This is a genomic window from Paenibacillus sp. NPDC058367, assembly GCF_042723305.1.
In the GTDB taxonomy this organism is placed as follows: domain Bacteria; phylum Bacillota; class Bacilli; order Paenibacillales; family Paenibacillaceae; genus Paenibacillus_AQ.
The window spans coordinates 1,809,559-1,835,861 of sequence record NZ_JBHXIZ010000001.1 but is presented as its reverse complement, the minus strand read 5'-3'; the positions used below and the strand labels follow the sequence as shown (position 1 = coordinate 1,835,861).

The following is a 26,303-nucleotide window of genomic DNA, read 5'->3' as shown; positions in this document are numbered from 1 at the left end:
CCAAGGAGGTTCATTTTAATTATAATGTTACATAAAATAACATTATGAATTAGAAATAGTTCAATTGATCCTAAAAAGGAGGGATGGCATGCATCTTACGGTTGAAGAAGCGTTGTCCATTTATCCTTTGTCCGAGGCGAAGCTTATCGCGGGGTCCAAGGGGAAACATCGAATTGTGAAATCGATTAATGTGATGGACGCACCTGATATTTCGGATTGGATCAAAGAAGGCGAGATGCTGCTAACGACAGCCTATTTAATCAAGGACAATCTGGAGGATGCCTCTGCTTTGCTGCAGACGCTGAATCGAAGGGGCTCATCGGCCTTGGGTATTAAGCTGGGACGATTTTGGGATGAAGTACCGAAGCAGCTAATCGCAGAAGCGGAGAGCCTTAACTTCCCCTTAATCCAGTTGCCGTTCCAGTTCACTTTTTCGGATCAGATGAATGGCCTGTTTCGCGCCGAGCTTAGCCGGAGCACTCATGTTTTACAGAGCATAATGGAGAAGCAGAAAAAGCTGATGCAATTTGCCCTGCGATCTGTCCGCAGCCGTCCACTGTTTGACTCGGTGTCTGAAGTGATTGGCCATTCACTTGTGGTGGTTAGCGCACGCGGGGATGTAATCTATAACAATTCTGAATATCAGACCTCACAGCTTCTGGAGGGGTGGCCCTGGCAGAATCGTAATCAACGTTTTCGTGTAGAAGATCGTACAGGTTATCGCACTCCACTAATACAAGGAGAAAAGTGCTCGGGATATTTATTGTATTGTTCCATCGACCCTTTATTGCTCCCGGTGGAAGAGAGCTTGTTCGTTCAGGGTGCTGAACTTATTTCATATCATATTCACTCAGGATACGAGGATTATTTTGAACAGGCAGAACATAGGGAGTTCAGTGGATTGCTGAGACGTTGTCTAAATGGTAACTTATCTTACTCCGATTTAGTACAGTCTGCTGTAAAGCTGGAGATAGAGCTGCTTCAATCGCCATTCTGTCTCTTATTAACCGATATTGCTACGACGAGTGAAGAACGCCAAAGTGAGCTGCTTAGATTAAAAGAAGAATACACTGAACACCCCGTACTGCGGGATTTAAAGGCCATTCATGTGATTGTAGACCAAGGATTATTGTCCATCTATCCGGCAGCTCTTCAGAGTCCTGAGCAATTTCGTGATGTAATCCAGGCTTGTTTTGACAACCTGAAGTTTGACAAGGGGTATTATCCACGAGCTGCGATAAGTAGTTGTAAATTGAAGCCGGATGGGCTGAAGGAGGCTTTTGCGGAGGTGAAGGAATGTATGGGGATGCTTCAGTTTGAGGGAGTGCATGGGAATGTTGTGCATTATCGGCAGCTTGAGCTTTCCTTGCTTCTTGGGCAAATCCCGACAGAGGTCATGGAGAAATATTGCAACGGAACGCTTAGAGGACTGCTTAGTCGTGAGCCGGAGTATGTGCGAGAAATGCTGCGGACGCTGGAGGTTTATCTAGAGAACGATGGGCATGTCAATGAGACAGCCAAAAAGTTGTTTATTCATCGGAACACGGCTACCTACCGGATCGAGAAGCTTAGTGAGCTCTTGGATGTCGATTTTAAAAAAATAAATGATCTAATGAGGCTGAAGTTAGTTTTCATGTTTCGGAGAATGCTTGGGCGGGACTAAGGTCTGGATTGAAATGCAAACACGGAGGAGGGAACCTCGTGAATACACATGAGATCGCAATGCATATTCAAACCCATCAGGCGCCTGCGGTGCTGGCAACGCTGATAGAGGTGGAGGGACACTCGTATCGTAAAGCCGGAGCGGTGATGTTGTTTTTTGAAGGAGGTACGATTGGAAGCCTGAGTCCAGGTTGTCTGGAAAACGATCTGCAGCTGCGAACTTCTGAGATCTGGGAACGAGGGCTGCCCGAAATTGTGGAATACAACATGCTGTCTCCGTATGATCTGTCCTGGGGTGAGGTTGTCGGCTGTGGAGGCAAAATCAAAGTAGTGCTTGAACCCGTGCAGGGTCAGCTCTACAAGCTTTTAGTGCAGGCGAGTGACAGATTGGCTAGGGGAGAGAAGCTAATTCTGTTCCGCGAAGCAGTGGAGAACGATTTTGCCTATAAGCTGGAGCTGGATCCAGACAATGAACTGCCGCAGAGCAAGAAACATCCGAAATTATCCCACTCGGCAAAAGAAAACCTAGCGGCAGGTCGCTTTATGGCCGCTCCAGCAGAATTGACAGCATTCCATACGTCTTTCGTGCCAAGACCGCGGCTTGTGATTTTTGGCGGGGGACGTGATGTGGTTCCAATTGCGGAACTTGCTGACAGAGTTGGCTTTCGGGTTGCGGTTGCGGATTGGCGCGAAGGAAGCTTGCACAATAAGTTTCCTCGAGCTGAACAAGTAATTTGTTCCCCCATGGAGGTTGTTCAGCGATTGGGCGTAGCTCGAGAGGATTATGTATTGATTTGCAGTCATCAACTTGGGCGGGATAGACAGTTCCTGGAGAGTGTGATTCCGCTTGCCCCTCTATATATAGGGATTATCGGTTCGAAGGCGCGAATATCTCTTTTACTGGAAGGATTTGAGGCTCCTGCATCTTTGCATGCACCTGTAGGGTTGCCGATTGGAGGAGAAGGTCCGGAGGAGATTGCGGTCAGTATTATAGCAGAAATTATTCAAATTAGAAGGGTGGGCTCACGAGAGCTGCCTAAAGGAGTGGATAGTATTGAAGGTAGCAGGAATATATTTGGCAGCGGGGCAGAGCAGGCGGATGGGCGTGTCCAAGGTTTCACTGAAATTGTCGCAGGAGGTCTCACTCGGGAGCGTCGCGCTTAGTGAATTGGATCGTTGCAATCTAGAACCGCTAATCGTGGTAGTGCGTGCGGATGACAACTTGGAATGGCTGCCACCCGCGATTGAACCGCAAGGATCCAGACGTACCGAAACTTGCTTAACCGCACATCTAGGATTGTCTTTTTCACTGCGCTGCGGCCTTAATGCGGTATTGCCTTTACAGCCCGATGCAGTAGTTGTGGCGCTTGCGGATCAGCCATTTATTACTACAGCATTAGTGAACCGTCTGATACAAACGTTTGAACAATCTCCGGAGATGGATTATGTCGCTAGCGTCAGCAATGGGTCGGTTATGCCCCCGGCTTTGTTCTCGAAGACGTTGTTTCCAGCACTACAGGGATTAGATGGAGATCGAGGAGCGGCGGGGATATTGCGTTCACCTGATTATAAGGGGATTGTTCTGGAATCTGAGTCTACCCATTATTTCATGGACGCAGATACAAAAGAAGATTTTGGTGAGATTCAGGAGCAATGGATTCTGAGAAATGGAAAGTGAAGTAAAGAATAGTCTAGAAAGTAATCTGAAATAGTGTTCCTTTTCCACCTTCGGTCATATAATATGACACGCAACTCACCTTCCGAAAACCAATTAGTGCATTACACACAAAAAAAGTTCTGATTCTTATATTCCTATACAAACGTATGTTATATAAATTTACGCCAAGGCCACCTCTAAGTATAGTAGAAGTACATTAATGGTTGCAGCCATGATGAGAGATGATTTGGAGGAGGAGAATTATGAAAAAAAGGGGTCAGTTCATAACATCTTGTCTTGCATTAATGGTTCTAATGACGGTGGCTTTGGTGGGGTGTGGCAGCAATAATAATACTTCTACAAATGCAACGGAGGCACCAGCGACAACTACAGCGGCAACAGAGGCAACTGCAACAACAGAACCGGCTGCAAAGAAACCGACGGTTGCTTTTGTTTATATCGGACCTCCAGGGGATGGCGGCTACACGTACCAACATGATCAAGGACGGCTGTATATGGAGAAGGAGCTGGGGATTAAAGCTGACTTTGTAGAAAATGTCCCTGAAAGTGCTGACGCCGAACGAATCATCACAGAGCTTGCGCAATCACACGACATCGTGTTTACAACGAGCTTCGGATATATGGATTTTACATTAAATGTAGCGGGCAAATTTCCCAACGTGAAGTTCCTGCATGCTTCGGGTTACAAAACCGCAGAGAACATGGGGACCTACTTCGGGAAAAACTATCAGGCCAGCTATCTGAGCGGCATAGCGGCAGGGAAAATGACCAAAAATAATCAGCTGGGTTATGTGGGCGCTTTTCCGATCAGCGAAGTGATCTATAACTTGAATGCTTTTACCCTTGGAGCACAAAGTGTCAATCCTGATGTAAAGGTGAATGTGGTATGGACGAATACATGGTATGACCCGACGACTGAACGTCAAGCGGCAATCAGCTTGCTGGATAAGGGTGCGGATGTGCTTTTGGCCTATCAGGATTCACCTGCAACCCTGCAGGCTGCTGCTGAACGAGGGGCTTTTGCCGGGGGAAATGACTCGGACATGAGCAAATACGCTCCGGACAATTATTTGACGAACCCGGTATGGAATTGGGGGCCGTATTACGTAAAAGCTGTGCAGGCAGTTATGGATGGAACCTGGAAGAGCGAGCAATATTCCGGTGATATGGCTGACGGTATGGTGGAGCTGGCTCCTTTCGGGAACAAGATCCCAGATGATGTGAAAAAGCTTATCGAAGACGCCAAAGCCAAAATTATCAGTGGTGAGCTTGAGGTTTTCACAGGTACGATCTCAGATAATCAAGGGAATGTGAAGGTTCAGGAGGGTCAGAAGCTGACCTTGGAGGAAGTGCTGGGCATGAACTGGCTCGTAAAAGGTGTGGAAGGAACTATCCCGCAATAATGTTTAAAAATAGGGAATAAGATGTGCACAATCTATGGGTGGGGCGGGTTCCGTTAAGCGGAAACTTCCCCACCCGTACTACAACTTGAAGGAAGGAGGGGTTCAGGCCATGCGGGGAACTTCAGTTGAAATGCGGGGGATTGTGAAGAAATTCGGCTCGGTAACCGCCAGTGATCAAGTCGACTTTTCGGCAAATGCGGGTGAGATTCATGCGTTGCTTGGGGAGAATGGGGCCGGGAAGAGCACGGTGATGAGCATGCTGTCAGGGGTGTACAGAGCAGATGAAGGAGAAATCTTCATTCATGGGAAAGGTGCTCAGATCCGTTCTCCTAAAGATGCTGCGCAGCTGGGTGTAGGTATGGTGTTTCAGAACTTTAGGCTGGTGCAAAGCCTCACAGCAGCAGAAAATATCGTGCTTGGCGAAAAGTCGTCTTTCTGGCGCGGCCGTAAGTGGATGAAGAACAAACGCGAGGAGATAGAGGCATTAGCGGAACGGTTTGGACTGAATTTCCCGGTGGATCGCCCGATCTGGCAGTTGTCCGTGGGTGAGCAGCAGCGTGTTGAAATCGTTAAGACGCTGTATCGCGGGGCTGACATTATTATTCTGGATGAACCAACCTCTGTATTGACCCCGGGAGAGGTGGAACAGCTATTTGAAACGCTGCGGGTCATGAAGCAGGCAGGAAAAACGGTCATTATGACTACTCATAAAATGAAAGAGGTTATGGCGTCCTCCGATCGGATTTCCGTCATGCGCAAAGGGAAAATGATCGCCACACTGACCACGGCAGATACAGATGAACTGGAGCTGACTCGTCTGATGGTGGGCAAGGAAGTAACCATCACCCGTCAAGAACGGGAAGCCACTGAAGGGGATTCTTTATTAGAAGTGAAAGATGTGGACGTATATGCCGATCACGGGCGAAAAGCACTGGATCACTTCTCTCTGAACGTATGTAAAGGGGAGATTGTAGGCGTAGCTGGGGTAGCTGGCAACGGGCAAAAGGAACTGGCTGAAGTGTTAACAGGTCTTAGAGGCTGGAAAAGTGGTGAAATCACGTTTGATGGAAAGACGGTGAAATCCGCTTCGGTTAGAGGGGCAATTGACTCAGGAATCTCCCACGTGCCAGAGAACCGGATGAAGAGCGGTTTAGCTGGACGCCTCGGATCGGTGGATAATCTTTTGTTTAAGTCTTACCGCTCAGAGGAGCACTCCAAATTTGGTTTCTTGAAGTCCGCGAAGAACCGTTTGTGGTCACAGGAGCTGGTCCAGCGCTTTAACGTCAAGACACCTGAGCTCGAGACGCCAGTACAACAGTTGTCAGGTGGTAATCAGCAGAAGCTGCTCTTTGCACGTGAGATCAGTCATCGGCCGAAGCTGATGGTCGCCGTTCATCCGACACAAGGGCTGGATGTAGGTGCCACGGCTGGTGTTCACGACCTTCTTATGGAGCTGCGTGGTTCAGGTAGTGGCGTGTTGTTAATTTCGGAGGATTTAGATGAATTGCTTCAGTTGTCCGACCGGATTCTGGTGATCTATAACGGCTCAATTATTGGTGAGAGTACACATGAGGAAGCGAATCGAGAGAGCATCGGACTACTAATGGCTGGTATTCATAATAGAGAGGAGAGCGCCGTATGAGCCTGGAGAATGGAAGAAATACCGCAGCAGCAGTACTGGAACCCCTCCCCTCCCACTCCGGAAAACGATTCTCTCTACGTTTCGAATACGATGCCAGCCGCATCCGTTCTCCTTGGTGGACACCTATTGTGTCTATAATTTTAGCGCTATTGTTGTGTGCCCTATTTATTGCGGCGAATGGCATGAATCCGGTGCTGGTCTATGAAAAAATGTTCCGTGGCGCATTTGGCACTGCGTATGGGCTCACGGAAACGATGGTTAAAGCGATCCCGCTACTCCTATGTGGGCTTGGGATTGCTGTGGCTTACCGCATTTCGGTATGGAATATTGGAGCAGAAGGCCAGTTAACCGTTGGGGCTATGGCGGCCACAGCGGTCACGATTTATTTTCCTGACTTACCTTCATTCTGGTCCCTGAGCTTAATGCTGCTGTTCGGGATTGCCGCGGGTGCGCTTTGGGGACTGCTGACAGCTATTCCGCGGACGCATTTTGGAGTGAATGAGCTAATCACTTCATTAATGCTGAATTATGTTGCCCTATTGGCGCTCGATTACGTGGTATTCGGACCTTGGAAAGATCCTAAAGGATTTAATTTCCCGGGATCACCTATGTTTACTGCGGCTCAGTCGCTGCCTGTTCTCGGAAGTACAAGATTGCATATTGGATTGTTATTTGGACTTATCGCCGTTGTGATTTATTACTTAATGATTCGTTTTACCAAGTGGGGTTACGAGCTCCGTCTGATTGGGGCTAATCCTGTTGCAGCCAGATACGCGGGGATTCCTATCAAGCGCCATATTATTATCGTCATGCTGATCAGTGGGGGACTCGCCGGGATCGCTGGCATGGCGGAGGTCTCCGGTGTTACACACAAGCTGATGCAGGGCATTTCACCGGGGTATGGATACACCGCCATTATTGTGGCTTGGTTGGCCAAATTGAATCCACTCGGTCTAATCGTTACTTCTATTTTATTCGGTGGCTTAATTGTTGGCGGATATAGTGTTCAAACCATCGGGCTGCCCTCATCGATATCAGAAATGCTGCAGGGCTCCATCCTGTTTTTCTTGATTGCTGGCGATATGATCTATCGTTTCCGCATTCGTCGTAGCCGGGTTCAGCTGAAAGGGGGGAGATAGGCGATGGATTTTACAACACAGCTACTTATTGCCGCTATTTCCGCAGGGACCCCGCTGCTGCTGGCTACGCTGGGAGGCATTCTAAATGAACGAGCCGGCATTATACAGCTTGGGGCTGAAGGTCTGATGCTGATGGGAGCGGTCACCACTTGTATCGTGTATATTCGCTCCGGAAACCTCTTGCTGGCTCTGCTGGCTACCGTAGCTGTAACGGCTGTGCTTGGTTTGCTGCATTCTTTTCTCTGTGTGACCTTGCGGGCGAATCAAACGATGTCCGGTCTTGCGATGACCCTGTTCGGCAGTGGGTTGAGCGCTTATCTTGGTAAACCGATCAGCGGCATTCCTTTACCGGGAACATCTCCTAAGCTGCATCTGGCTTGGCTGGAAAATGTACCGTTCATCGGAAAAATATTCGGCAACATGGATTACCTAACCTGGTTCAGCCTGCTGCTAGTGCTTGCTCTGCATCTGCTAATTCACCGCACTTCATGGGGCCTGCATTTGCGGGCAGTCGGAGACAGTCCGGCTACCGCAGATGTGATGGGGATCCGTGTGCAGCTTATCCGCTACAGCTATGTGATCACCGGTGCTGCTCTCATCGGCCTGGCCGGAGCGGATATGGTATTGGCCTACGCGCCAACCTGGAATGAAGGGCTGACAGCCGGCCGGGGCTGGATTGCGGTAGGGCTAGTGATTTTTGCCAGATGGAATCCGCTGCGCGCCTTGTTCTGCGCTTACTTTTTTGGGGCATTGGATTCACTTGGCTTCCGTATTCAATTGCTGGGCAGTGCGGTTCCGCCCTATTTTCTCAAAATGATTCCGTACCTTGTGACCATTCTGGTCCTGATGTACCTGGGGTACCGCAATCGCAACAAACCATCCGGTACACCGGAGGCGCTCGGAGTTCCTTATATTCGGGAACAAAGGTTTTAAGGCAGGCTATACGAGAAGGGAAGCGGCAATCTGGTACTCAAAAAGGGGGGCGGAGTGTATGGGAGTTATAAGGGAAGAGGATGGAAGGCTACCTGAAGTAATTCAACCCCGCAGCCTGCACGAAGCTTGGGAGAGAAAAACGGCGTTTGGAGACAGTTCCCGATATGTCGCAGGAGGAACATTGCTGAGAACAGGGTGGGAAAATGGAACGGATCATATGCCCAAACAGCTGATTGATCTTCGGCAAATCACAAATCTCGGCGACATTACCTTAACGGAATTTCACTTATCTCTGGGCGCTCTTGTTCCACTCTCCCAGTGCCGCAGTAATGAGCATTTGCAGGCCGTGGCTCCTGCGCTGCAAGAGGCTGCACGTTGCATAGCGGCTCCGTCGGTGCGTAATCTTGCCACGCTCGGGGGCAATATCTCTTCTGGCTTCGGAGATATTCTACCTGCGTTACTGGTCTATGACGCGGAGTTAATCTCCTTTGACGGCAAATTTATGACGGCACTGCCTTTGATAGAGTGGCTAAACAATCACTGGAGCGGGATAAAACCTGCGGCAGATCTTGTGGCTGAGATTCGCATCTCACCTACTCGCTTAGAGAGTCCCTTAACGGATAGGCTAGAAATTTTCCGTAAGGTTGGCCGCCGGGAAGCGTTCACCCCTTCACTTGTAACGGTAGCAATCTCAGCATCAATCGATGAGGAACTCCGTTTCCGTGAGGTGCGTATCGCCGCAGGTGGGGGCTCTGGGCGGCCGCAGCGACTAAGTAGGGCTGAAGTTATGCTTGAAGGTGTGAGGTATACAGAGGAGCTGTTGGCTTCTTTATATGAAGGGGTCGAGAACAGCTTTGAGACGTATAGTGATCCCTTTGCAACAGAACTTTACAAGAAAAAGACTGCTGGGAATTTGGTTGTATCTGAGCTGTGGAAGGCTATGAATATACGGAGTTAAGAGGTGAATAACCCGACGAAAGGAGAGAGGGAAAATGCTGCTGAATAAGGAATCCAGCGGTAGCCGCTGGCGTACACGACCTGATGGAGAGGGCAAGGTATCCGGTAAGCTGCAGTATTTGACCGACATGAGGGCAGAGGGAATGTTGATCGGCCGCGTGCTCCGCAGTGAGCAGGCACATGCTCGTATTTTGTCCATACGCATTGAGAAGGCCATTGAAGTCCCTGGTGTACACGCTGTAATTACTCATGAGGATGTGCCCGGACTTAACGGCTTTGGCATAGCTTTGCCGCATCAACCGGTATTTTGCAGTGACCGTGTGCGTTACACTGGCGATGCGATTGCGGCAGTCGCGGCAGAGACGGACGAAATTGCGGAATACGCCTTATCTCTTATCGAAGTGGATTATGAGCTTCTACCCTTACTCGAGAATCCGGAAGAGGCGATGAAAAAGGACGCAATTCTGCTGCATGCCGAGGGAAACGTGCTTCATCATACGGAATATCGGAAAGGGGAGCCGGAAACGGTATTTACGGATTGCTGTCATGTGGTAGAGGAGTCTTACTATACACCACGCCAAATGCACACCTATATGGAGACTGAAGGTGGACTGTTTATCCCAGAGGATAACGGACGGCTTACCGTATATTCAGCTACACAACATGGGTTGATGGATCGCCTGCAGCTATCCAGAATCCTGGATATTCCTCAAGAAGATATTCGCGTCATCTCGAGTCCTATCGGCGGGTCCTTTGGAGGAAAAGACGAGCTGAATGTACAGCCATATGGAGCGCTGCTCGCCTTGCGGACACTCCGTCCGGTAAGACTGCATAATTCGAGAGCTGAATCGGTACGTGCAGGACTAAAACGCCATCCCATGAAAATCACCATGAAGACTGGCTGCGACCCCGAAGGAATCATCAGGGCACATCAGGTCAGAATTATTTCGGATACGGGAGCTTATGCAACACTGGGGGCGGAGGTGCTCAACTTTGCGACAGAACATGTGATGGGCCCCTATATCATCGATCATGTGGATGTGAAGGGTTTTGCTGTATATACCAATAACGGTGTATCTGGTGAATTTCGCGGTTTTGGCGGCAATCAGGCGATTTTCGCTTTGGAGGGACAAATCGATCGATTGGCTGAGCGATTGCAGATTGATCCTTGGGAAATGCGCCGCCGCAATTTGCGTAAATATGGAGATCTGGGGCCACTGGGTCAGGAAATTGCTCAGACCGATGGTGCCTTTCAGGTGTGGGAAGCGCTGGCGGGTTCGCCTCTTATGACTGAGGCTGCATCTACAGACAGTGATTCAGGTGTTGTGGAACCTTGGATCGTAACTGGAACGGGTGCTGCTATAGCTATGCATGGTGCAGGACTTGGCTATGGTATTCCCGATCCGGCGGGTGGTAGGCTCTCTTTGACGCTAGAGGGCAAGATTGAGGCGGTGTTTGGTTACGAGGAGTTTGGTCAGGGCTTAATCGCAACCATGGAACAAATGCTGATTGAACAGTTTGGCTTGGCGGCAGAGGATCTAAGCATCGTCATTGGCGATACGGATGTTGTGCCCGATAGCGGATCTAGTACGGCTTCCCGATCAACTAGCATGATGTGGATGGCCTTGAAACGGCTGCGTCCAGACTTCACCGCTCGTGTGCTGCAGGCAGCTGCGATGATAAAGCCAGAGCTGGATAACTATGAAATGAAGCTCGGCCCTGGCGGCATTTGGCTAAAAGACGGCGGTCTGCTTCTGACTTACAAGGACTTGGCACAGCGTATTTCAGAACCCATTGTCTGTAATACAAAGTTTACTTATCCAACCACACCCTTTAAAAGAGTGGGGGCACATTTTCTATATACCTATTCTGCAATCGCAGTCCGCGTGGAAGTTAATCTGCTTACTGGACGTGTCCGTGTACTGGATCAATATCATGCGGTAGCGGCGGGGCCGGTGGCTAATCCGCAAGGTTATCTCGGGCAGATCGAAGGTGGCAGCAGTATGGCGGTAGGATTTACTTTGTCAGAAGATGCTGTGATGTCAGGCGGCAGCTATGTCACCAAAAATTTAGACACCTATTTGGTGCCGACCATTGCCGATATGAATGGCAGCATTCAGGTGCAGCCGATAGAGGATTTGCCGGATCATGACACGTACGGTCCTCGCGGCATTGGAGAGGTGGGTTCCGTCAATTTAGCTCCGGCAGTCGCGTCAGCCATATTTCAGGCTGTAGGAAAGCGGGTAACCAAGCTGCCCATTGATCCCGAATGGCTGCAGTCTACACCGTTTATTCCACAAAAGGTGGTGAACATCCATGGCGAGCCATAATTCAGATCCGAATCTAGATGGAGATAACCTTGCCCCCTTATCGTCTGAGGAAGCTTTTGCAGAAGAGAGGTTCACCTTTATTTGCAATCTTAATGGGAAAGCGATATCCACGGAGATTCCACCCTCCCGCCGGCTTTTAAAGGTCATACGTGAAGATTTGGAGCTGACCGGCACAAAACGTTCTTGTGAGATTGGCCGCTGCGGGGCATGTATGGTGCTGGTGGATGGACGTCCAGTGAATTCATGTCTGGTCATGGCCTATCAATGCTCAGGTGCGGAAATTACAACGATTGAGGGTCTTAGTGAGGTAGGGCTGCATCCCGTTCAACGTGCTTTTTTAGAAGAAGGTGGGTTCCAATGCGGATATTGTACACCAGGGATGGTCATCTCGGTGGTTGCGCTGCTGGAAGAGAACCCGCATCCTACTCAGGCTGAAGTGGAAGAAGCTTTATCGGGTAACATTTGTCGCTGTACGGGGTACGGTGGCATTTTACGAGCTGTAAACAAAGCTATTGGAGGTTGAGTGGATGGCTGTTTCTGAAGGCAGGATTACGTTTGAAGAGATAAATGCCATGAGTATAACGGATTTTGTGAAGCATCTAGGCGGCATTTTTGAACATTCACCGTGGGTAGCAGAGGAGGCTTATAAGCAGATTCCATTCCATTCTTTAGAGCATTTGCATAGCACCATGATGCAGACCGTACTGAGTGCTGACCGGAGCCGAATGGAGGGACTATTAAAAGCTCACCCGGATTTGGCGACTAGGCTTCAAGTTACGGCTTTGTCTGCCTCAGAGCAGCAGGGAGCTGGACTGGATCGGCTAACAACGGAAGAGTTCAATCTATTAAATGATCTGAATCGAAAGTATACGGACAAATTTCATTTCCCTTTTATTCTAGCTGTTCGTGGCAAAAACAAAGATGACATTATCGGCGCCATTGGAGTGCGAGTTGAGCGTTCCCCTCAGGAGGAATGGATTCAAGCCTTTTCTGAAGTCGGTACAATTACGAGATTTCGCCTAAGTGATTTAATTATTTAATTATTCATTCATCATAAACGGGGAGGGTGTCAGCCATGCTGGAACCAATTAACGGACGTACAATGTTTTATGGGAAAAGTGATGTGTTAACTTATCGTACCTATGCTAAACCGCTGGCCGTTACCCACGTTCCCGAATCTTCCTTCACGGGCTGCGACAACATTATATTCGCACATAATATTACATTCGCGGTCACGGGCGAAGCGTTTCTTCCTTCTTTTTCAGAGGGGGATAATTCCATGGTCGTTGCTACCGATTCTATGAAAAATTTCATCCTGCGCAATACCGCGGACTACACTGGAAGCACAACGGAGGGGCTACTGCAGCTTCTAAGCAGCCGTTTTCTCGATAAATACGATCATGTCACCGCAGTTTCGGTTTCCGCAGACCGGTTACCTTTTGAACAGGTGATGGTGCCCGGGGTTGAGGGGCTTAAACAGAGTCATTTAGTGCTGCGTCACTCCAATAATGAATCTTATTCCGCTTCGCTGACAGTAAAACGTGGGGAGAATGGAACGGAGATTGTCGCTCATGAATGCCGGTTGAAGGATTTACAGCTGATAAAAGTGAGTGGAAGCTCGTTTTATGGATTCGTCCGTGATGAGTACACAACATTGCCGGAGAGCTTTGACCGTCCGCTTTATATTTTTCTGAATATTAACTGGACCTACAGTGGTGTTGAGCATGCTCTGGATGGAGATCTAGGCCAATATGTGGCTGCGGAGCAGGTTCGCGATATCGCCCATAGCGCTTTTCATGAGCTGAACAGTCCATCAATCCAATCGTTGATTTATCAAATTGGGCTGCGCGTGTTGTCCCGTTTCCCTCAATTGGCTACCGTTTCGTTTGAGTCCAATAACCGGACTTGGGAAACCATTGTTGAGCCTGAAGAAACTAAAGGTGGAGTGTTCACCGAACCTCGTCCACCCTATGGTTTTCAGGGCTTTTCTGTCAGCCGTGCAGATCTGGCCGGAGAGACAGCGTAATGAGCGGGCGTCTTACCACCCATGTGCTGGATCTGTCGCGGGGGATTCCTGCTACAGGTCTGACGCTTCAGCTCTGGAAGCTTACGGATGGAATCAGCAAGCTTCTGTGTGAAGAGGTTACGAACAATGACGGGAGGCTCAATGCTCCGCTGCTGGAAGGGAGAGAGATGGAGGCTGGATGTTACGAGCTGCTGTTTATGGTCGGCGATTACTACCGTAGAGCTGATGCCAAAGCGTCAGCAGATACTCAACGTGAGATGTCTTTTTTTCTAGAACAGATACCTATTCGCTTTCATATAGAGAGCTCCATGCAACACTACCATGTACCTTTGCTAGTAGCTCCTGGTGGATATAGTACGTATCGGGGAAGTTAGGAGAAAGTTGATGACCTTAGGAGGTGGCAGCTCATGAAGGAATCCTATGAACTTGTAATTAAGAACGGGAATGTAGTGCTGCCCCATCAGGTACTCAAGCTGGATATTGCAGTATCAGAGGGTAAGATTGTCGCACTTGGAGAGGAACTTTCGCTTGCACCGCTAACCAAAGTCATCGACGCAGATGGGTTCTATGTGCTCCCCGGTATGATTGATATGCATGTCCACTTTAATGAACCAAAGTTTGGACATTGGGAAGGCTTTCGCAGCGGTTCTGCGGCGCTGGCAGCTGGCGGCTGCACAACCTATGCAGATATGCCGCTTAACGGCAATCCACCTACTGTGAACGAGGCTGCGCTTCGTCAAAAGGTAGATGCTGCGGCTGGAAACTCTGCCGTTGATTATGTGCTGTGGGGTGGGCTCGTTCCCGGCAATCTGGATGATTTAGAAGTTTTGGCAGCCGCTGGCGTCACTGGGTTTAAAGCCTTTCTCTCCAATCCTGGAGGGGAGGGCGAAGGTAGATTCCGTGAAGTGGATGAGGATACCCTCTATCAAGGGATGCAGCGAATCGCTTCTCTGGGCGGGATTCTGGCGCTTCATGCAGAAAGTGAGGCTATCACGGCGGTGTTGACCGCTGATGCAGTGCGAAATGGCAGAACCAGCGCAAGTGATTTTGCGGCTTGCCGCCCAGCTGAAGCAGAGCTGGAGGCAGTGTCCAGGGCGCTGCTGTACAGTGAACGTACGGGCTGCCGGTTGCATTTTGTTCATATCAGCACGGCTGCTGCCATTGAGAAAATCTATGAAGCTAAGCTTCGAGGTCTGGACGTTTCGTCTGAAACCTGTCCACATTATCTGGTCCTCACTGAAAATGATATGAAGGCTTTAGGCCCTGTGGCGAAGTGTGCGCCTCCGCTGCGAAGTGCGGTGGAGCAGGAGAAGTTATGGGAGATGCTGGCCCAAGGCAAAATCGATCTGATTGCTTCGGATCATTCCCCCTGTCCAACGGAATTGAAGGTGAAGCCGGACTTGTCTTTTTTTGCAGCTTGGGGTGGGATCTCGGGTGCGCAGAGCAGTCTGGAGCTTATGTTCCATGAAGGCGTGAATGTGCGGGGTTTGGATGTTACATTAATTTCCAGTCTGCTTGCAGGGCAACCCGCAAAACGTTTTGGAATAGAGCATCGCAAAGGCGCTATAGCTCTAGGTCTAGATGCCGATCTAGTTCTGCTGAATCCAAGCACAACCTATACGCTGACTGCGGAGGATTTATTGTATCGCCACAAGCACAGCCCCTACATCGGAAGAACTTTATCCTGCAAGGTAGCTGCTACGATATGTCGTGGGCGGGTGGTCTATACCTCTGAAGAAGGAGTAATTGCCGATGATGGTGGACAGTGGCTGCGGATTAGGAAGGAGCAGTATAGCTTATGAACGATTCCAGCGTTCAAACATCGACCGAGAAGCTGCTCGAGCTACTGGAGGAGCTGGCGGCATTCAGCACACCTGGGCCAGGAGTTACTAGACTGCTATATACGGAGGAATGGAGTCAGGCGCAGATTTTTTTGCAGGAAAAAATGGCTGGACTCGGCTTAGAAGTTTCCGTAGACAAGGTTGGCAATGTATATGGACGATTGAGTGGACGCGATCCGCAGCAAAAGGTTATTTTAACCGGATCGCATATCGATACTGTAGTCAATGGCGGAAAATATGATGGTGCCTATGGGATCGCTGCGGCTATGATTGCGCTTCAAGATTTGCAGAGAAACTTTGGCCAGCCGCAGCGGACGCTTGAGGTCGTATCTTTTTGTGAAGAAGAGGGGAGCCGATTTCCGCTTGCTTATTGGGGCTCGGGCCATGTCACGGAAAGGTATGACGGAAGCGAGGCCGAGACCTGTATAGATGCAGAGGGAGTGACGTTAAAAGCGGCAATGGCACAATTCAGCTTCTTACAGGACATAACGGTGGAGAAAGCTTCTAAGCGGACTGGAGCCAGAAATGATATTGGCGCTTTTGTGGAGCTGCACATTGAGCAGGGAATTATTCTGGAGAAAACAGATACGCAGATAGGCGTAGTTCAGGGGATTGTTGGACAGAGACGCTATATGGTCAAGGTCAGTGGTATTGCTAATCATGCGGGCACGACACCGATGTTTATGCGGCAGGACGCACTGGCTAGTGCGGTTGAAATGCTGTACGTGCTTGAAAGTGCTGCTAAAACGGCTGGTGAACCTCTTGTAGCAACCTCGGGCAAGCTTGAGGTGTACCCGAATACGCCAAATGTGATCCCGGGTGAGGTTCTTTTTACATTAGATATCCGCCATAGTGAAGAGGACGAACTGGAACGTTTCTGTGAGAAGCTTCTTGCGGAATGTAATGAAATTGCCGTTAAACGTGGGGTGACTCTTGAGGTTACACCCGTGCTCCACACAGTCCCTGCGCCTATGGATACGAAGCTATCTACAATGCTGGAAAATATCTGCCGCCAACAGGGGAAGACGTACCGCATGATGGTAAGTGGAGCGGGACATGACGCCCAGCTGTTTGCGCGGCGTTGCCCTACTGCGATGATATTTGTGCCAAGCCGAGCTGGCATCAGCCATTCTCCGGAAGAGTATACTTCCCCTGAGCAGCTCGTTGCTGGGCTTGAGGTTCTGACTGCGATGTTATATGAGTTAGCTTATTAAAAAGAGTTCGCCGAACTTTTAAATATAAGGAAGTATATGTTTACTCTATACTTTATCCTTATATTTCTCGCTGAAACGGAGCCCGTCCCTAAAAGGACGGCTTAGCCGTTTCTACTTGAAGGGAGGATCATCATGAAGCGTTACGAAGATTTGTCGCCATCCCTGCGCTGCATTATGACTCCGGGTCCGGTGGAGGTTGATCCGCGTGTCCTGCGGGCGATGTCTTTTCCGGTGCTGGGTCAGTTTGATCCAGAGTTCACCCAGATGATGAATGAAACGATGGAGATGCTGCGGGAGCTGTTCGCTACCCGAAATGCATGGGCTTACCCTATAGATGGGACCTCTCGCGCTGGTATTGAGGCGGTGATGGTCAGCTTAATCCTGCCGGGGGAACGTGTGCTGATTCCGATCTTTGGCCGCTTCGGACACCTGCTTCATGAGATTGCCGAACGTTGTGGCGCTGAGGTATTCGTTCTGGAAAAGCCATGGGGAAGTGTGTTTGAACCGGAGGAAGTGATAGCGGCTATGGAGACTTTTAAGCCAAATGTGGTAGCGATGGTGCATGGTGAGACCTCTACAGGACGGGTGCAGCCACTCGCGGAAATTGGCAGAGCCTGCCGCCGAATGGATGCTCTTTTCATAGTTGACGCAGTTGCAACTCTTGGGGGCATTCCTGTCGAAACGGATGCTTGGATGCTGGATGCGGTCGTAGGAGGTACACAGAAATGCCTGTCCGTCCCCTCCGGTATGGCACCAATAACATATAATGACCGCGCTGAGGCTAAGCTTATGTCCCGTAAACGAGTAGAACGTGGGATTAGAATCAGCGATGTTCAGCCTGGTGAGTTGTCTTTTGTCCGCAGCAACTATTTCGATCTTGGCATGCTTCAGGATTATTGGAGCCCGCAACGTCTCAATCATCATACAGAGATGACCTCTATGCTCTATGCACTTCGGGAGGGCTTGCGACTTGCGCTTGAAGAAGGAATGGATGCCAGATTCGCCAGACATCAGCTCCATGAAAAGGCACTTATAGCTGGATTAACAGCGATGGGGCTTGAACTTTACGGGGAGCCCTCCTGCAAACTTACCGTTGTTACCTGTGTGCTGATTCCTGAGGGCATAGACGGGGAATCTGTACGCACGCTGCTGCTGGAGCGGTTCGGCATTGAAATTGCCAGCTCCTTTGGACCTCTGAAAGGAAAGATTTGGCGCATTGGCACGATGGGCTTTAGCTGCCGTACGAATAATGTGCTGCGTTTGCTTGGAGCTTTGGAAGCAGCGTTGCTGCGACACGGATTTGAAGTTTTTTACGGACTTGGTGTTCAAGCGGCACTTGACGTATATGAGGAAAACGTAAGATAATCGTTGGAATAGATGCTGGCGGGTGAGTTCATACCAGGGGCATGTCCGGAGTGTTGGACAATCTTTGGATTAAGAAAACGGCTATCATCTACAGGGATGACGGAGCCGTTTTTTCGTACAATATCAGATTTGCCAACTATGATATCAACACAGCCGATGGTTAAGCAATCCTCTATTATTATGAATCTATTCACTACATCAAGAACGCACTTGGATACTAACGGGGGAGAGATGAAAATGACAACTTTTACAAGAAAGCCTTTAGCAGATTGTGTACCTGAGCTTGTGGCTACGGCAAGAGGAGATAAACCGGCAACACTAGTAATTACAGGTGGAAAGCTGGTTAATGTATGCTCTGGTGAAATTTTAGAAGGAATGTCTGTTGGTATACAAGGTGGACGTATCGCTTATGTTGGTAAAGATGTGACACATATGATTGGTGAAGGAACGCAGGTCATTGAGGCGAACGGTAAGTATATAGCTCCGGGACTACTCGATGGCCATTGTCATATTGAGAGCACACAGCTGACCGTTACTGAATTCTCCCGTGCGGTTCTGCCGCTGGGTACAACAGGTGGTTTCTTTGATGCTCATGAGATTGCTAATGTATTTGGGCTGAAGGGGATTCAATTGATGCTCGATGAGATGCGGGGAACACCGTTAGCGGCTTACATGCAGGTGGCTTCTTGTGTGCCTGCGGCAGGTGCGGAATTCGAGACAACGGGAGCTTCTATTGGACCAGAAGAAGTGGCAGAAGCCTTTACTTGGGGACCCGATGTGATTGCGCTGGGTGAAGTGATGAATTTTCCTGGCGTTGTTTATGGCGATGAGAAAATGCTTGGCGAAATTCAAGCTACGCTGCGGGCGGGCAGATTTGTAGATGGTCATTTCACATGGCCTTCCAGCGACTGGAGACTGCCCGTGTATGCTGCGGCAGGTGTGTCTGGCGATCATGAGTGTGTGACGGCAGACGATGTGATTGAGCGCGTTCGACTGGGGATGTATGCCAAAATGCGCCGGGGTTCCGCTTGGCATGATGTGGCTAAAACAATTACGGCCCATACAGAACACGGCATTGATACACGCCGAATGATGCTGGTAACGGATGATCGTAGTTCGGAATCCTTACGAGATGAAGGGCATATGAATTTCGTCCTGCGTGATGCTATTGCTCAAGGTGTTAAGCCTATAACGGCTATCCAAATGGCTACCATTAATACTGCTGAACGCTTTGGTTTAGCGCGGGATATCGGATCTATTACTCCGGGTTCTTTTGCAGATATCATCCTTTTAGACGGGAATTTGGCGGATATTAATGTAGTGCTGACAATTGCCGCAGGTGTAGTAGTTGCGGAGAACGGAGTAATGACGGCAGAACTTGCTAAATTCACTTATCCGGAGGAAGTGTTGGCTTCGGTTCATTTGCCACAGCGTCCTACTTCAGAAGATTTCATCATTGCTGCTCCAATTCATACAGGTGAACTTACTACAAGAGTTATTAAAGTAAGAGAAAATCATGTGGAGACTATTGAGCGTATGGTTTCGATACCTGTAGTGGAGGGGCGACTGGATGTAAATGCTATAGAAGGTTTGTGCAAAATCGCAGTGCTCGAACGTCATAAAGGTACAGGCAATAAATCAGTGGCCGTTGTCGAAGGCATTGGATTTAAAGAGCCGGCTGCCATTGCAATGACGGTTGCTCACGATAGTCATAATGTACTCGTCATCGGCAATGATGATGAGTTAATGGCTAAAGCTGCAAATGCGGTGGCGGATGCCCAGGGTGGTGTTTGCATGATCACATCCAGTGGGGAAACATTATTCCCGTTGGCTATTGCAGGTCTAATGTCCACGGAACCCTTCGAAATTGCTGCTGCAAAATCAGCTGCGATCAGCAAAGCGCTATATGATGCTGGCTGTACTTTGAACTACGCATTTATGACTTTATCGCTGCTTGCATTGGCGGTTATCCCGACCCTACGCATCACGGATAAAGGACTTGTTCGGATCTCGCCTGAAGGAATACAGTTAGTGCCATTGTTTGTTTAAGTAAAGTTAACTGATTAATAACTAGGCAAAAGACTGTTTTGAGGTCGATGATGACCATTCAGAACAGTTTTTTGTTGTGAAAATAAGAAAGACTAAGTTTTTAAATATAAATATTAAACAGATGGACAAAGATTGAAACATTTTTCTGTGGAATTAATGAAAAAATATTAACAAAGCGTAGTCAGTTGACGATAATAATGTTAAATTAGATAAAAATTAAAGTGATTGGATAGAGTTAATTTTACATTATTGGCATTAACGAAATTATAGATATCATCAGGTTTCAGGTAACCCAACTAAGAGGGACGAGGTGCATGAGAGATGATCAGACTAGAAACGCAAGACATTCTGAATATTAGCATGAAGCAAATTGCTACTATTTTTAAAATGAAGCCGCTTGAGCTGAGATTTGTCACTGATTTTCAGGGTGAGAAATATCTCTTAACCAATGATAAGCTACACCTCAGCAATCAGCAGTACTGGGCGAAGGTTATGGAATGTGTCTTTGATGATCATGTTAGACCTGTGCTAATGTGTGAAGTGTTATATTTCCTGCGTAACGAATTTCTGGAAAGTGATATCAAGATATGCTTCTCTTATGATTATGCAGAGGATGGGAATGGAGAAGCCACTGCAACCGCTGAAGTATCTTTTAATGATTCAGCTGATTTGCAGCCGAGTGAGATTGCCGAGCTGATCGATTTTGCGTTGACCTTACAGGACAAGCAATGGTTCCATGAACTCACTACTAAATATAAGCAGCTTACAGCATAAGCATCTTAGTGACCCTTAGATCTTATGAACGGACATAACAAACCGTCTTATCTCTTCAGAGAATATCTGCGGACAAGACGGTTTTTTTTGTATTACCAGCCCATGGCATTTCGTTCAACATGCTGAGCTAAAAAATGAAGCCAGTCCTCATGATTATTCAAGCAGGGGATTGCAGTGAAGTCTTCAGCATGTCCTCCTCCAGCCTCAAATTGCTCGCGCCCTTCTATGGCTAGCTCGTGCAGCGTTTCCAGACAATCCGTTACAAGTCCCGGTGAGAAAATCAAAGGTTTATGAATTCCACGTCCCGCTAGCTTTCCCAAAACATCTGCTGTAGAGGGACCTACCCATTCTTCGCGTCCGAAGCGTGATTGAAAAGTAAGCTGCCAGCGTTCAGGCTCCCAATTCATAGCTGAAGCGAGAAGACGCGCAGTTTCCATACATTGCTCCGGATAGGGATCGCCTGTATCTGCATATCGTTTGGGGATCCCGTGAAAGGTCAGTACGAAAAAATCAGGATTAGAGCTCAGAAATTCTATTTGCTGCAGTAAATGCGACTTCATGGCTGAAATATAACCGGGTTCATTATAATAAGCATCCATAAATCTGAGAGCAGGAATAAGGCGCTTTGTTACCGGTCCAGTGGAGCTTTGGCGTCCTAGTGCAGCAAAACTCGCTTGATCGAAGACAGATGCCGTCGTAGTGGACGAATATTGCGGGAATAGCGGCACAATGATGATGCGTGTGACTCCGTTAGCTTCCAATGCGCTCATCGCTTGTTCCATACTTGGTTCGCTATATGCTAAGCCAAGCTCTACTTGATACCGAGAACCTAGAAGCGCTTGCAAACCAGATCGCTGAGCTAATGAGTGGAAGAGTAAAGGTGATCCTTCTGTTGTCCAGATTTGTCTGTACAGCTCAGCCGACCGCCGAGGACGTGTACGCAGAATAACGCCTCGCAGCAAAGGCTGCCAGAGCATTGGTGAGTAATCTATGATTCGGCGGTCGGATAAAAAACGTTTCAGATAAGGACGTACCGCCTTTGCAGTAGGTGCAGTAGGTGTGCCAATTTGGGCGAGAATAACTCCAATAGGTGGCTGTTTGTTCAAAACTTTGAACTCCTTTCCCATGTTAGAGATCGTTCTAAAATAACATATCTATTCTTGGATACACAATAATCGAGATCACGTTATCTACTTTTGGAATAGGAAGTGGGTGTATTTGTTTGGGAAAAATAATGAAAAATCACATTTATGAGCAAATAGTGATGTTTCTTATAGGGTATGTGATTTTAGATACAGAGGAATTGCGGAAAAGTTTGGTAGTATCAAACCAGAAATTGATTAAAAAAAGCGCCTTCATTTTTTTCTGATATTATATGTGAATTATTTCACCTTTGATGCGGTTTATTGTAAAAAGGAATGAATAGATTTAAGGCATTATTTTTTTGGAAAGTGATGGTTCGCGCATAGGCATGAGAGGGGGGATGGGTTCTTATGAAGAGAGATGTAATGCTTCATAAGAAGAGAAGGGGCGCCGTCAAAGGTAAGTTTGGTTAAGAAAAGCTATATATCACTGGGGACTTGGTAAAGGAGAATTTTATTGAAAAAACTAATTTCTTTAACGGTTAGCGCGGCAATATTGTTAGCGCCATTTGCTTACACACTTAATGTGCCTGCTTTGAACTTGAAGGTGGATGCAGTATCCGCAGCTTCTGAAGAAGCGGATGCACCAGCAGCTAAACCAACAGCAAAACCAGCAGCAACAGCAAAACCAGTAGCAACACCAAAAGCAACAGCAAAACCAGTAGCAACACCAAAGCCAACAGCAAAACCAGTAGAAACACCGAAAGCAACGGTAAAACCAGTAGCAACACCAAAGGCAACAGCGGCACCAGCAGCAACGACAAAACCAGCTACAACGCCAAAAGCAACCGCTGCTCCAGCGGCTACAGTAGTTCCAGCAGCGACTGTTAAGCCTGTGCCTACAGCATTGCCGGTTACAGTTAAGGAAAATGTATATCAAGATGGAGTTTACGTAGCGTATGGCGATGCATACTCCAAAGGTACTGAAGGCGCTAAGATCGAAATTAAAGATGGGAAAATTACTAGCATCGATCTCCTGAGAACCAGCCCTAAGCTGATCGACAGAGATGCTCGTAACAATTATAGCGCTTTATGGCAAGCTTATGGATTGATGACGAATAAATTGATTGGCAAGACAAGAGATGGAGCAGCTGCAGTAGATGCTGTTTCGGGAGCAACACGCTCTAGTAATGGATGGAAATTGTCTGTAGACAGAGCGTTTGAAAGAGCTCTAACAGTGAAAGATACAGATGCAGTTTACTTTGATGGTGTTCATATGGGCATAGATCCTACAGGTAAATATGCAGTATTTGCAACCTACGAATCCAATAAGCTCACAGCTGTTAAAGTGTACCCGCTGAACAGTGCTGGTGATTTCGTGGATGAGAAGGCCTACACAGCTGAGCAATCCGCAGCAGTTGCAGCTATAACACCAGCATTGCTGGCTAAAGGAACAGCTGCAGAGCCTGTTGCAGGACTCGAAGCCGACTTTAAGGCTGCGATTAATGCTTTTTGGGATGCTGAGCAGAATGCAAAGATTAACAATACTTCTGCTTATGTAGACGGATTCTATTCCTCTTATGGGACTGCAAGAAGTGTTGGTGTTGAAAGAGCTGACATCGTGATCCGCAACGGTAAGCTAGTGGATGTGAAGCTGTTCAGACTTGGGAACAACCTCATTGACAGAGGTGCAACGGCTTATGCAGAAGTTGTAAAAGCTAATGCTCCGATGACAGCTAAGTTGCTTGCTAATGGATCTTACTTCGCTAACTATGATGAGAAAGTAGATGGAATTTCTGGCGCTACAGAAAGCAGTCACGGTTGGAACCAAGCCGTAGAAAGAGCTTTCGAAAAAGCACTGAAAGTTCCAGATGAAGTTAAATATTTTGACGGAAAATTCGCAGGTGTAGATAACCAATCTAAAGTATTACTGCTTATTGATGTTGCTTCAGATGCAGTTACAAACATTAAATTAAGCTTGTTCGGAGCTGACGGCAAGCTGATCGCTGATGACAAACTAAGTGCAGAACAAAAATCGCTGGTGGGTACACTTACTTCAGGATTACTTGAAAAAGGTGTGCAAATGTCCGATATCACAGGTCAAGAAGAGCTATCCGCAGCTGCCAAAGCTGCTCTGACTGATGCTTTGACTAACGCATCCAAGGTTCAAGGAACCTATAAAGACGGAACCTTCACTGCATTTGGTGATGCCTATGATAAAGGAACAAACAGAGCAGACGTTACACTGCGTAACGGTAAGATCGTAAATGTTGCTTTGTATCGTGTAGGAATGAATCTTGTGGATAGAGGCAAAGCTGCTTACCCAGAGGTGGTAAAAGCAATTCCGCAATTGACTTCTAGCTTCCTTGCAGCAGGTACTAGAGAAGCTGTGCAAGATGTAGACGCTGTTTCCGGTGCAACTAGTAGTAGTGTAGCTCTCAAGACTGCGGTGGATAGAGCATACGGGAAAGCTGAAATTGTTGAAGCTAACAAAGCGGCTTACTTCGATGGAATCTTCATTGGTGTAAGTGCTGATAAGCTTGTAAATGTTATGACGTATGTAGAACATGGTGTTCCTGTTAAAATGCTCGTTTACTATTTAGATAAAAACGGAAGTACAAGAACGGTCAACCAGTTGACTGACGCTGAGCTGGCTGTGAAGAGCGAGATTGAGTCGACTTCAACGGGCTATAGCTTACACAAGTATGGATATCGCGCAGCAGCCTTCGGAAATAATGATGCTGAGAAAGAAGTATCTGCTAAAGTGGTAGAAGCTATTAAATCAGCGCTTGAATCCGCTGGTAAATAAGCAATTTTTAATCAATAGTTAATCTATAAAGGGGGTTATTCTAGAGCCATATTATGGCCTGTGGAGTAACCCCCTTTATCTACCTGTACATAAAAATGAAAATAGATCGTATAGTGATTTAAAGGGATTTTGGACGTGAGTGTCTAAAGTTTAATATAGAGAGCAGGTACAAAGCCTGTTATTAATAGGAGGCTTCAACATGACACAAATTAAACAGCTCGCTCCACAGGATGAATTTGTTGGCTTTTATCTCTTAAGAGAGCTAGCGATCAAACAAACGAACGGTACTCCTCCAAAGGATTATTTCGACCTAGTCTTGGGGGATTCCAGTGGACAATTGTCCGCGAAATATTGGGATGCCAGTACAACCGATAAAGAAACTTTTTTTCCTATGGCACTGGTGAAGGTTCGCGGGATTGCGCACACTTATCGTGAGAAATTGCAAATTAAAGTAACCAAAATCAGATTGGTGAACGATGAGGATGGCGTTGCGCTAACGGATTTTATTCGCTCCGCTCCTATTCGTCCAGTAGACCTTATTCATACGATTAAAGGGGTGATGGCAAGCATCACAGATCCGGAGATTGCCTCGATTGTCTCCTTTTGTGTAAGCAAAGTGGAAGAGAAATTGATGCATTATCCGGCTGCCAAAACGCATCACCATGCTTATTTTGCCGGACTTGCTTATCATATGGTTCGCATGCTGGAGATCGGGGATTTTCTGTGCAAGCAGCGTCCGTTCCTGAATCCAGATTTAATGAAGGCTGGAATTATTCTGCATGATATCGCGAAGCCGGAGGAGATGATCTCTCAGCTCGGAATTGTCTCAGAATATAGCGTTCAGGGGAAGTTGATTGGTCATATCTCGATGGCATCTAACTGGATTACAGAAGCGGCCATCCGCTTAGACATTGATTTGAATTCGGAGAAGGTTCTGGCGTTACAGCATCTCGTATTATCACACCATAACCTGGGCGAATGGGGCAGTCCTGTTCAGCCGCAAACGGCTGAGGCCGTAGCGCTGCATCATATTGATGCGATGGATGCGAAGCTGCAGATGGTCGAGGATGCGCTGGATACCACACCAGAAACGGAAGAATGGACGCCATTCATCAGAGGACTGGAGAACAAAGCAGTTTATCGGATGAAGATCTAGCGTGTTGTGTTGATCTTGGTTGGTGATCTGGATGAACCGATGGGATGTTCACCGATCGCTGATAAAATATATGAAATTCTTCCCTATAATTAGCACGATAAGGGTCTATTTGAAGTCATTATACGGAATTTCTCCTTATAATTTTTATGAAATGCTTCATTTACACCCGAACCTTATGAATTATAGGGATAAATTCCCTATAACTCTGTCGTATAGAGCTTAAATGTAGAATTACAGGGAGCT

General features: G+C 47.8%; 21 protein-coding genes. 20 read left to right on the top strand and 1 reads right to left on the bottom strand.

Features of this window, described 5'->3' with window-relative positions; all coding sequences use genetic code 11:
* Window positions 1–88 precede the first annotated feature (88 nt).
* The 18 genes from ACFWMP_RS07895 to ACFWMP_RS07810 all read left to right on the top strand — a co-directional run bounded on the left by ACFWMP_RS07895 (window position 89) and on the right by ACFWMP_RS07810 (window position 21,013).
* Window positions 89–1,663, top strand: a complete 1,575-nt coding sequence (locus tag ACFWMP_RS07895; RefSeq protein ID WP_379422925.1) for a PucR family transcriptional regulator — start codon at window positions 89–91, stop codon at window positions 1,661–1,663.
* 38 nt (window positions 1,664–1,701) lie between these two features.
* Complete coding sequence (locus ACFWMP_RS07890) at window positions 1,702–2,826, top strand: XdhC family protein (protein WP_379422923.1); 1,125 nt, start codon at window positions 1,702–1,704, stop codon at window positions 2,824–2,826.
* Complete coding sequence (locus ACFWMP_RS07885) at window positions 2,768–3,340, top strand: NTP transferase domain-containing protein (protein ID WP_379422921.1); 573 nt, start codon at window positions 2,768–2,770, stop codon at window positions 3,338–3,340. The genes ACFWMP_RS07890 and ACFWMP_RS07885 overlap by 59 nt, the downstream gene beginning before the upstream one ends.
* Window positions 3,341–3,582: 242 nt before the next feature.
* Window positions 3,583–4,743: a BMP family ABC transporter substrate-binding protein gene (locus tag ACFWMP_RS07880; protein ID WP_379422919.1), complete on the top strand. Its 1,161-nt coding sequence runs from the start codon at window positions 3,583–3,585 to the stop codon at window positions 4,741–4,743.
* A gap of 109 nt (window positions 4,744–4,852) precedes the next feature.
* The gene (locus tag ACFWMP_RS07875; protein ID WP_379422917.1) at window positions 4,853–6,385 is read left to right on the top strand and encodes an ABC transporter ATP-binding protein; all 1,533 of its coding nucleotides are present in this window, start codon (window positions 4,853–4,855) and stop codon (window positions 6,383–6,385) included.
* Complete coding sequence (locus ACFWMP_RS07870) at window positions 6,382–7,524, top strand: ABC transporter permease (RefSeq protein WP_038569246.1); 1,143 nt, start codon at window positions 6,382–6,384, stop codon at window positions 7,522–7,524. The genes ACFWMP_RS07875 and ACFWMP_RS07870 overlap by 4 nt, the downstream gene beginning before the upstream one ends.
* 3 nt (window positions 7,525–7,527) lie before the next feature.
* Entirely contained in the window at window positions 7,528–8,457 is a 930-nt protein-coding gene (locus ACFWMP_RS07865) for an ABC transporter permease (RefSeq protein ID WP_042185778.1), read from the top strand.
* Between the two features lie 58 nt (window positions 8,458–8,515).
* Complete coding sequence (locus tag ACFWMP_RS07860) at window positions 8,516–9,415, top strand: FAD binding domain-containing protein (protein WP_379422914.1); 900 nt, start codon at window positions 8,516–8,518, stop codon at window positions 9,413–9,415.
* Window positions 9,416–9,449: 34 nt separating this feature from the next.
* A complete protein-coding gene (gene pucD, locus ACFWMP_RS07855) occupies window positions 9,450–11,744 on the top strand; it encodes a xanthine dehydrogenase subunit D (protein WP_379422912.1) in 2,295 nt (764 codons plus the stop codon).
* Window positions 11,731–12,267: a (2Fe-2S)-binding protein gene (locus ACFWMP_RS07850; RefSeq protein ID WP_379422910.1), complete on the top strand. Its 537-nt coding sequence runs from the start codon at window positions 11,731–11,733 to the stop codon at window positions 12,265–12,267. Before pucD ends, ACFWMP_RS07850 begins: the two co-directional genes overlap by 14 nt.
* A 4-nt stretch (window positions 12,268–12,271) precedes the next feature.
* Complete coding sequence (gene uraD, locus ACFWMP_RS07845) at window positions 12,272–12,784, top strand: 2-oxo-4-hydroxy-4-carboxy-5-ureidoimidazoline decarboxylase (RefSeq protein ID WP_379422908.1); 513 nt, start codon at window positions 12,272–12,274, stop codon at window positions 12,782–12,784.
* Between the two features lie 35 nt (window positions 12,785–12,819).
* On the top strand, window positions 12,820–13,770 hold the full coding sequence (pucL, locus tag ACFWMP_RS07840; RefSeq protein WP_379422906.1) for a factor-independent urate hydroxylase: 951 nt from the start codon (window positions 12,820–12,822) through the stop codon (window positions 13,768–13,770).
* Window positions 13,770–14,144, top strand: coding sequence for a hydroxyisourate hydrolase (uraH, locus tag ACFWMP_RS07835; RefSeq protein ID WP_042185785.1), 375 nt, complete (start codon window positions 13,770–13,772; stop codon window positions 14,142–14,144). Before pucL ends, uraH begins: the two co-directional genes overlap by 1 nt.
* Window positions 14,145–14,177: 33 nt before the next feature.
* On the top strand, window positions 14,178–15,572 hold the full coding sequence (locus tag ACFWMP_RS07830) for an allantoinase (protein ID WP_042185787.1): 1,395 nt from the start codon (window positions 14,178–14,180) through the stop codon (window positions 15,570–15,572).
* Window positions 15,569–16,825, top strand: a complete 1,257-nt coding sequence (locus tag ACFWMP_RS07825) for a M20 family metallo-hydrolase (protein ID WP_379422903.1) — start codon at window positions 15,569–15,571, stop codon at window positions 16,823–16,825. The genes ACFWMP_RS07830 and ACFWMP_RS07825 overlap by 4 nt, the downstream gene beginning before the upstream one ends.
* Before the next feature lie 132 nt (window positions 16,826–16,957).
* The gene (locus ACFWMP_RS07820) at window positions 16,958–18,190 is read left to right on the top strand and encodes a pyridoxal-phosphate-dependent aminotransferase family protein (protein WP_379422901.1); all 1,233 of its coding nucleotides are present in this window, start codon (window positions 16,958–16,960) and stop codon (window positions 18,188–18,190) included.
* A 237-nt stretch (window positions 18,191–18,427) separates the two neighbouring features.
* A complete protein-coding gene (locus ACFWMP_RS07815; protein ID WP_379422899.1) occupies window positions 18,428–20,239 on the top strand; it encodes an adenine deaminase in 1,812 nt (603 codons plus the stop codon).
* Window positions 20,240–20,560: 321 nt separating this feature from the next.
* Window positions 20,561–21,013, top strand: coding sequence for an IDEAL domain-containing protein (locus ACFWMP_RS07810; protein WP_042185792.1), 453 nt, complete (start codon window positions 20,561–20,563; stop codon window positions 21,011–21,013).
* Window positions 21,014–21,105: 92 nt separating this feature from the next.
* On the opposite strand, the gene hemH is transcribed toward ACFWMP_RS07810, so the two are convergent.
* Window positions 21,106–22,119: a ferrochelatase gene (gene hemH / locus ACFWMP_RS07805; protein WP_379422896.1), complete on the bottom strand. Its 1,014-nt coding sequence runs from the start codon at window positions 22,117–22,119 to the stop codon at window positions 21,106–21,108.
* A 493-nt stretch (window positions 22,120–22,612) separates the two neighbouring features.
* Here hemH and ACFWMP_RS07800 point away from each other — a divergent pair, with 493 nt between their 5' ends.
* Complete coding sequence (locus ACFWMP_RS07800) at window positions 22,613–24,904, top strand: FMN-binding protein (protein WP_379422894.1); 2,292 nt, start codon at window positions 22,613–22,615, stop codon at window positions 24,902–24,904.
* A gap of 199 nt (window positions 24,905–25,103) precedes the next feature.
* Window positions 25,104–26,060: a 3'-5' exoribonuclease YhaM family protein gene (locus ACFWMP_RS07795; RefSeq protein WP_042185798.1), complete on the top strand. Its 957-nt coding sequence runs from the start codon at window positions 25,104–25,106 to the stop codon at window positions 26,058–26,060.
* The last annotated feature ends 243 nt before the right edge of the window (window positions 26,061–26,303 follow it).

What these genes read in the sequence shown, in the direction of transcription:
- ACFWMP_RS07880 (WP_379422919.1), top strand. Translation starts at nt 3,583, where the DNA reads ATGAAAAAAAGGGGTCAGTTCATAACATCTTGTCTTGCATTAATGGTT.
- ACFWMP_RS07865 (WP_042185778.1), top strand. Translation starts at nt 7,528, where the DNA reads ATGGATTTTACAACACAGCTACTTATTGCCGCTATTTCCGCAGGGACC.
- ACFWMP_RS07875 (WP_379422917.1), top strand. Translation starts at nt 4,853, where the DNA reads ATGCGGGGAACTTCAGTTGAAATGCGGGGGATTGTGAAGAAATTCGGC.
- uraH (WP_042185785.1), top strand. Translation starts at nt 13,770, where the DNA reads ATGAGCGGGCGTCTTACCACCCATGTGCTGGATCTGTCGCGGGGGATT.
- ACFWMP_RS07795 (WP_042185798.1), top strand. Translation starts at nt 25,104, where the DNA reads ATGACACAAATTAAACAGCTCGCTCCACAGGATGAATTTGTTGGCTTT.
- ACFWMP_RS07895 (WP_379422925.1), top strand. Translation starts at nt 89, where the DNA reads ATGCATCTTACGGTTGAAGAAGCGTTGTCCATTTATCCTTTGTCCGAG.
- ACFWMP_RS07815 (WP_379422899.1), top strand. Translation starts at nt 18,428, where the DNA reads ATGACAACTTTTACAAGAAAGCCTTTAGCAGATTGTGTACCTGAGCTT.
- ACFWMP_RS07810 (WP_042185792.1), top strand. Translation starts at nt 20,561, where the DNA reads ATGATCAGACTAGAAACGCAAGACATTCTGAATATTAGCATGAAGCAA.
- ACFWMP_RS07825 (WP_379422903.1), top strand. Translation starts at nt 15,569, where the DNA reads ATGAACGATTCCAGCGTTCAAACATCGACCGAGAAGCTGCTCGAGCTA.
- pucL (WP_379422906.1), top strand. Translation starts at nt 12,820, where the DNA reads ATGCTGGAACCAATTAACGGACGTACAATGTTTTATGGGAAAAGTGAT.
- ACFWMP_RS07820 (WP_379422901.1), top strand. Translation starts at nt 16,958, where the DNA reads ATGAAGCGTTACGAAGATTTGTCGCCATCCCTGCGCTGCATTATGACT.
- uraD (WP_379422908.1), top strand. Translation starts at nt 12,272, where the DNA reads ATGGCTGTTTCTGAAGGCAGGATTACGTTTGAAGAGATAAATGCCATG.
- pucD (WP_379422912.1), top strand. Translation starts at nt 9,450, where the DNA reads ATGCTGCTGAATAAGGAATCCAGCGGTAGCCGCTGGCGTACACGACCT.
- ACFWMP_RS07850 (WP_379422910.1), top strand. Translation starts at nt 11,731, where the DNA reads ATGGCGAGCCATAATTCAGATCCGAATCTAGATGGAGATAACCTTGCC.
- ACFWMP_RS07860 (WP_379422914.1), top strand. Translation starts at nt 8,516, where the DNA reads ATGGGAGTTATAAGGGAAGAGGATGGAAGGCTACCTGAAGTAATTCAA.
- ACFWMP_RS07870 (WP_038569246.1), top strand. Translation starts at nt 6,382, where the DNA reads ATGAGCCTGGAGAATGGAAGAAATACCGCAGCAGCAGTACTGGAACCC.
- ACFWMP_RS07830 (WP_042185787.1), top strand. Translation starts at nt 14,178, where the DNA reads ATGAAGGAATCCTATGAACTTGTAATTAAGAACGGGAATGTAGTGCTG.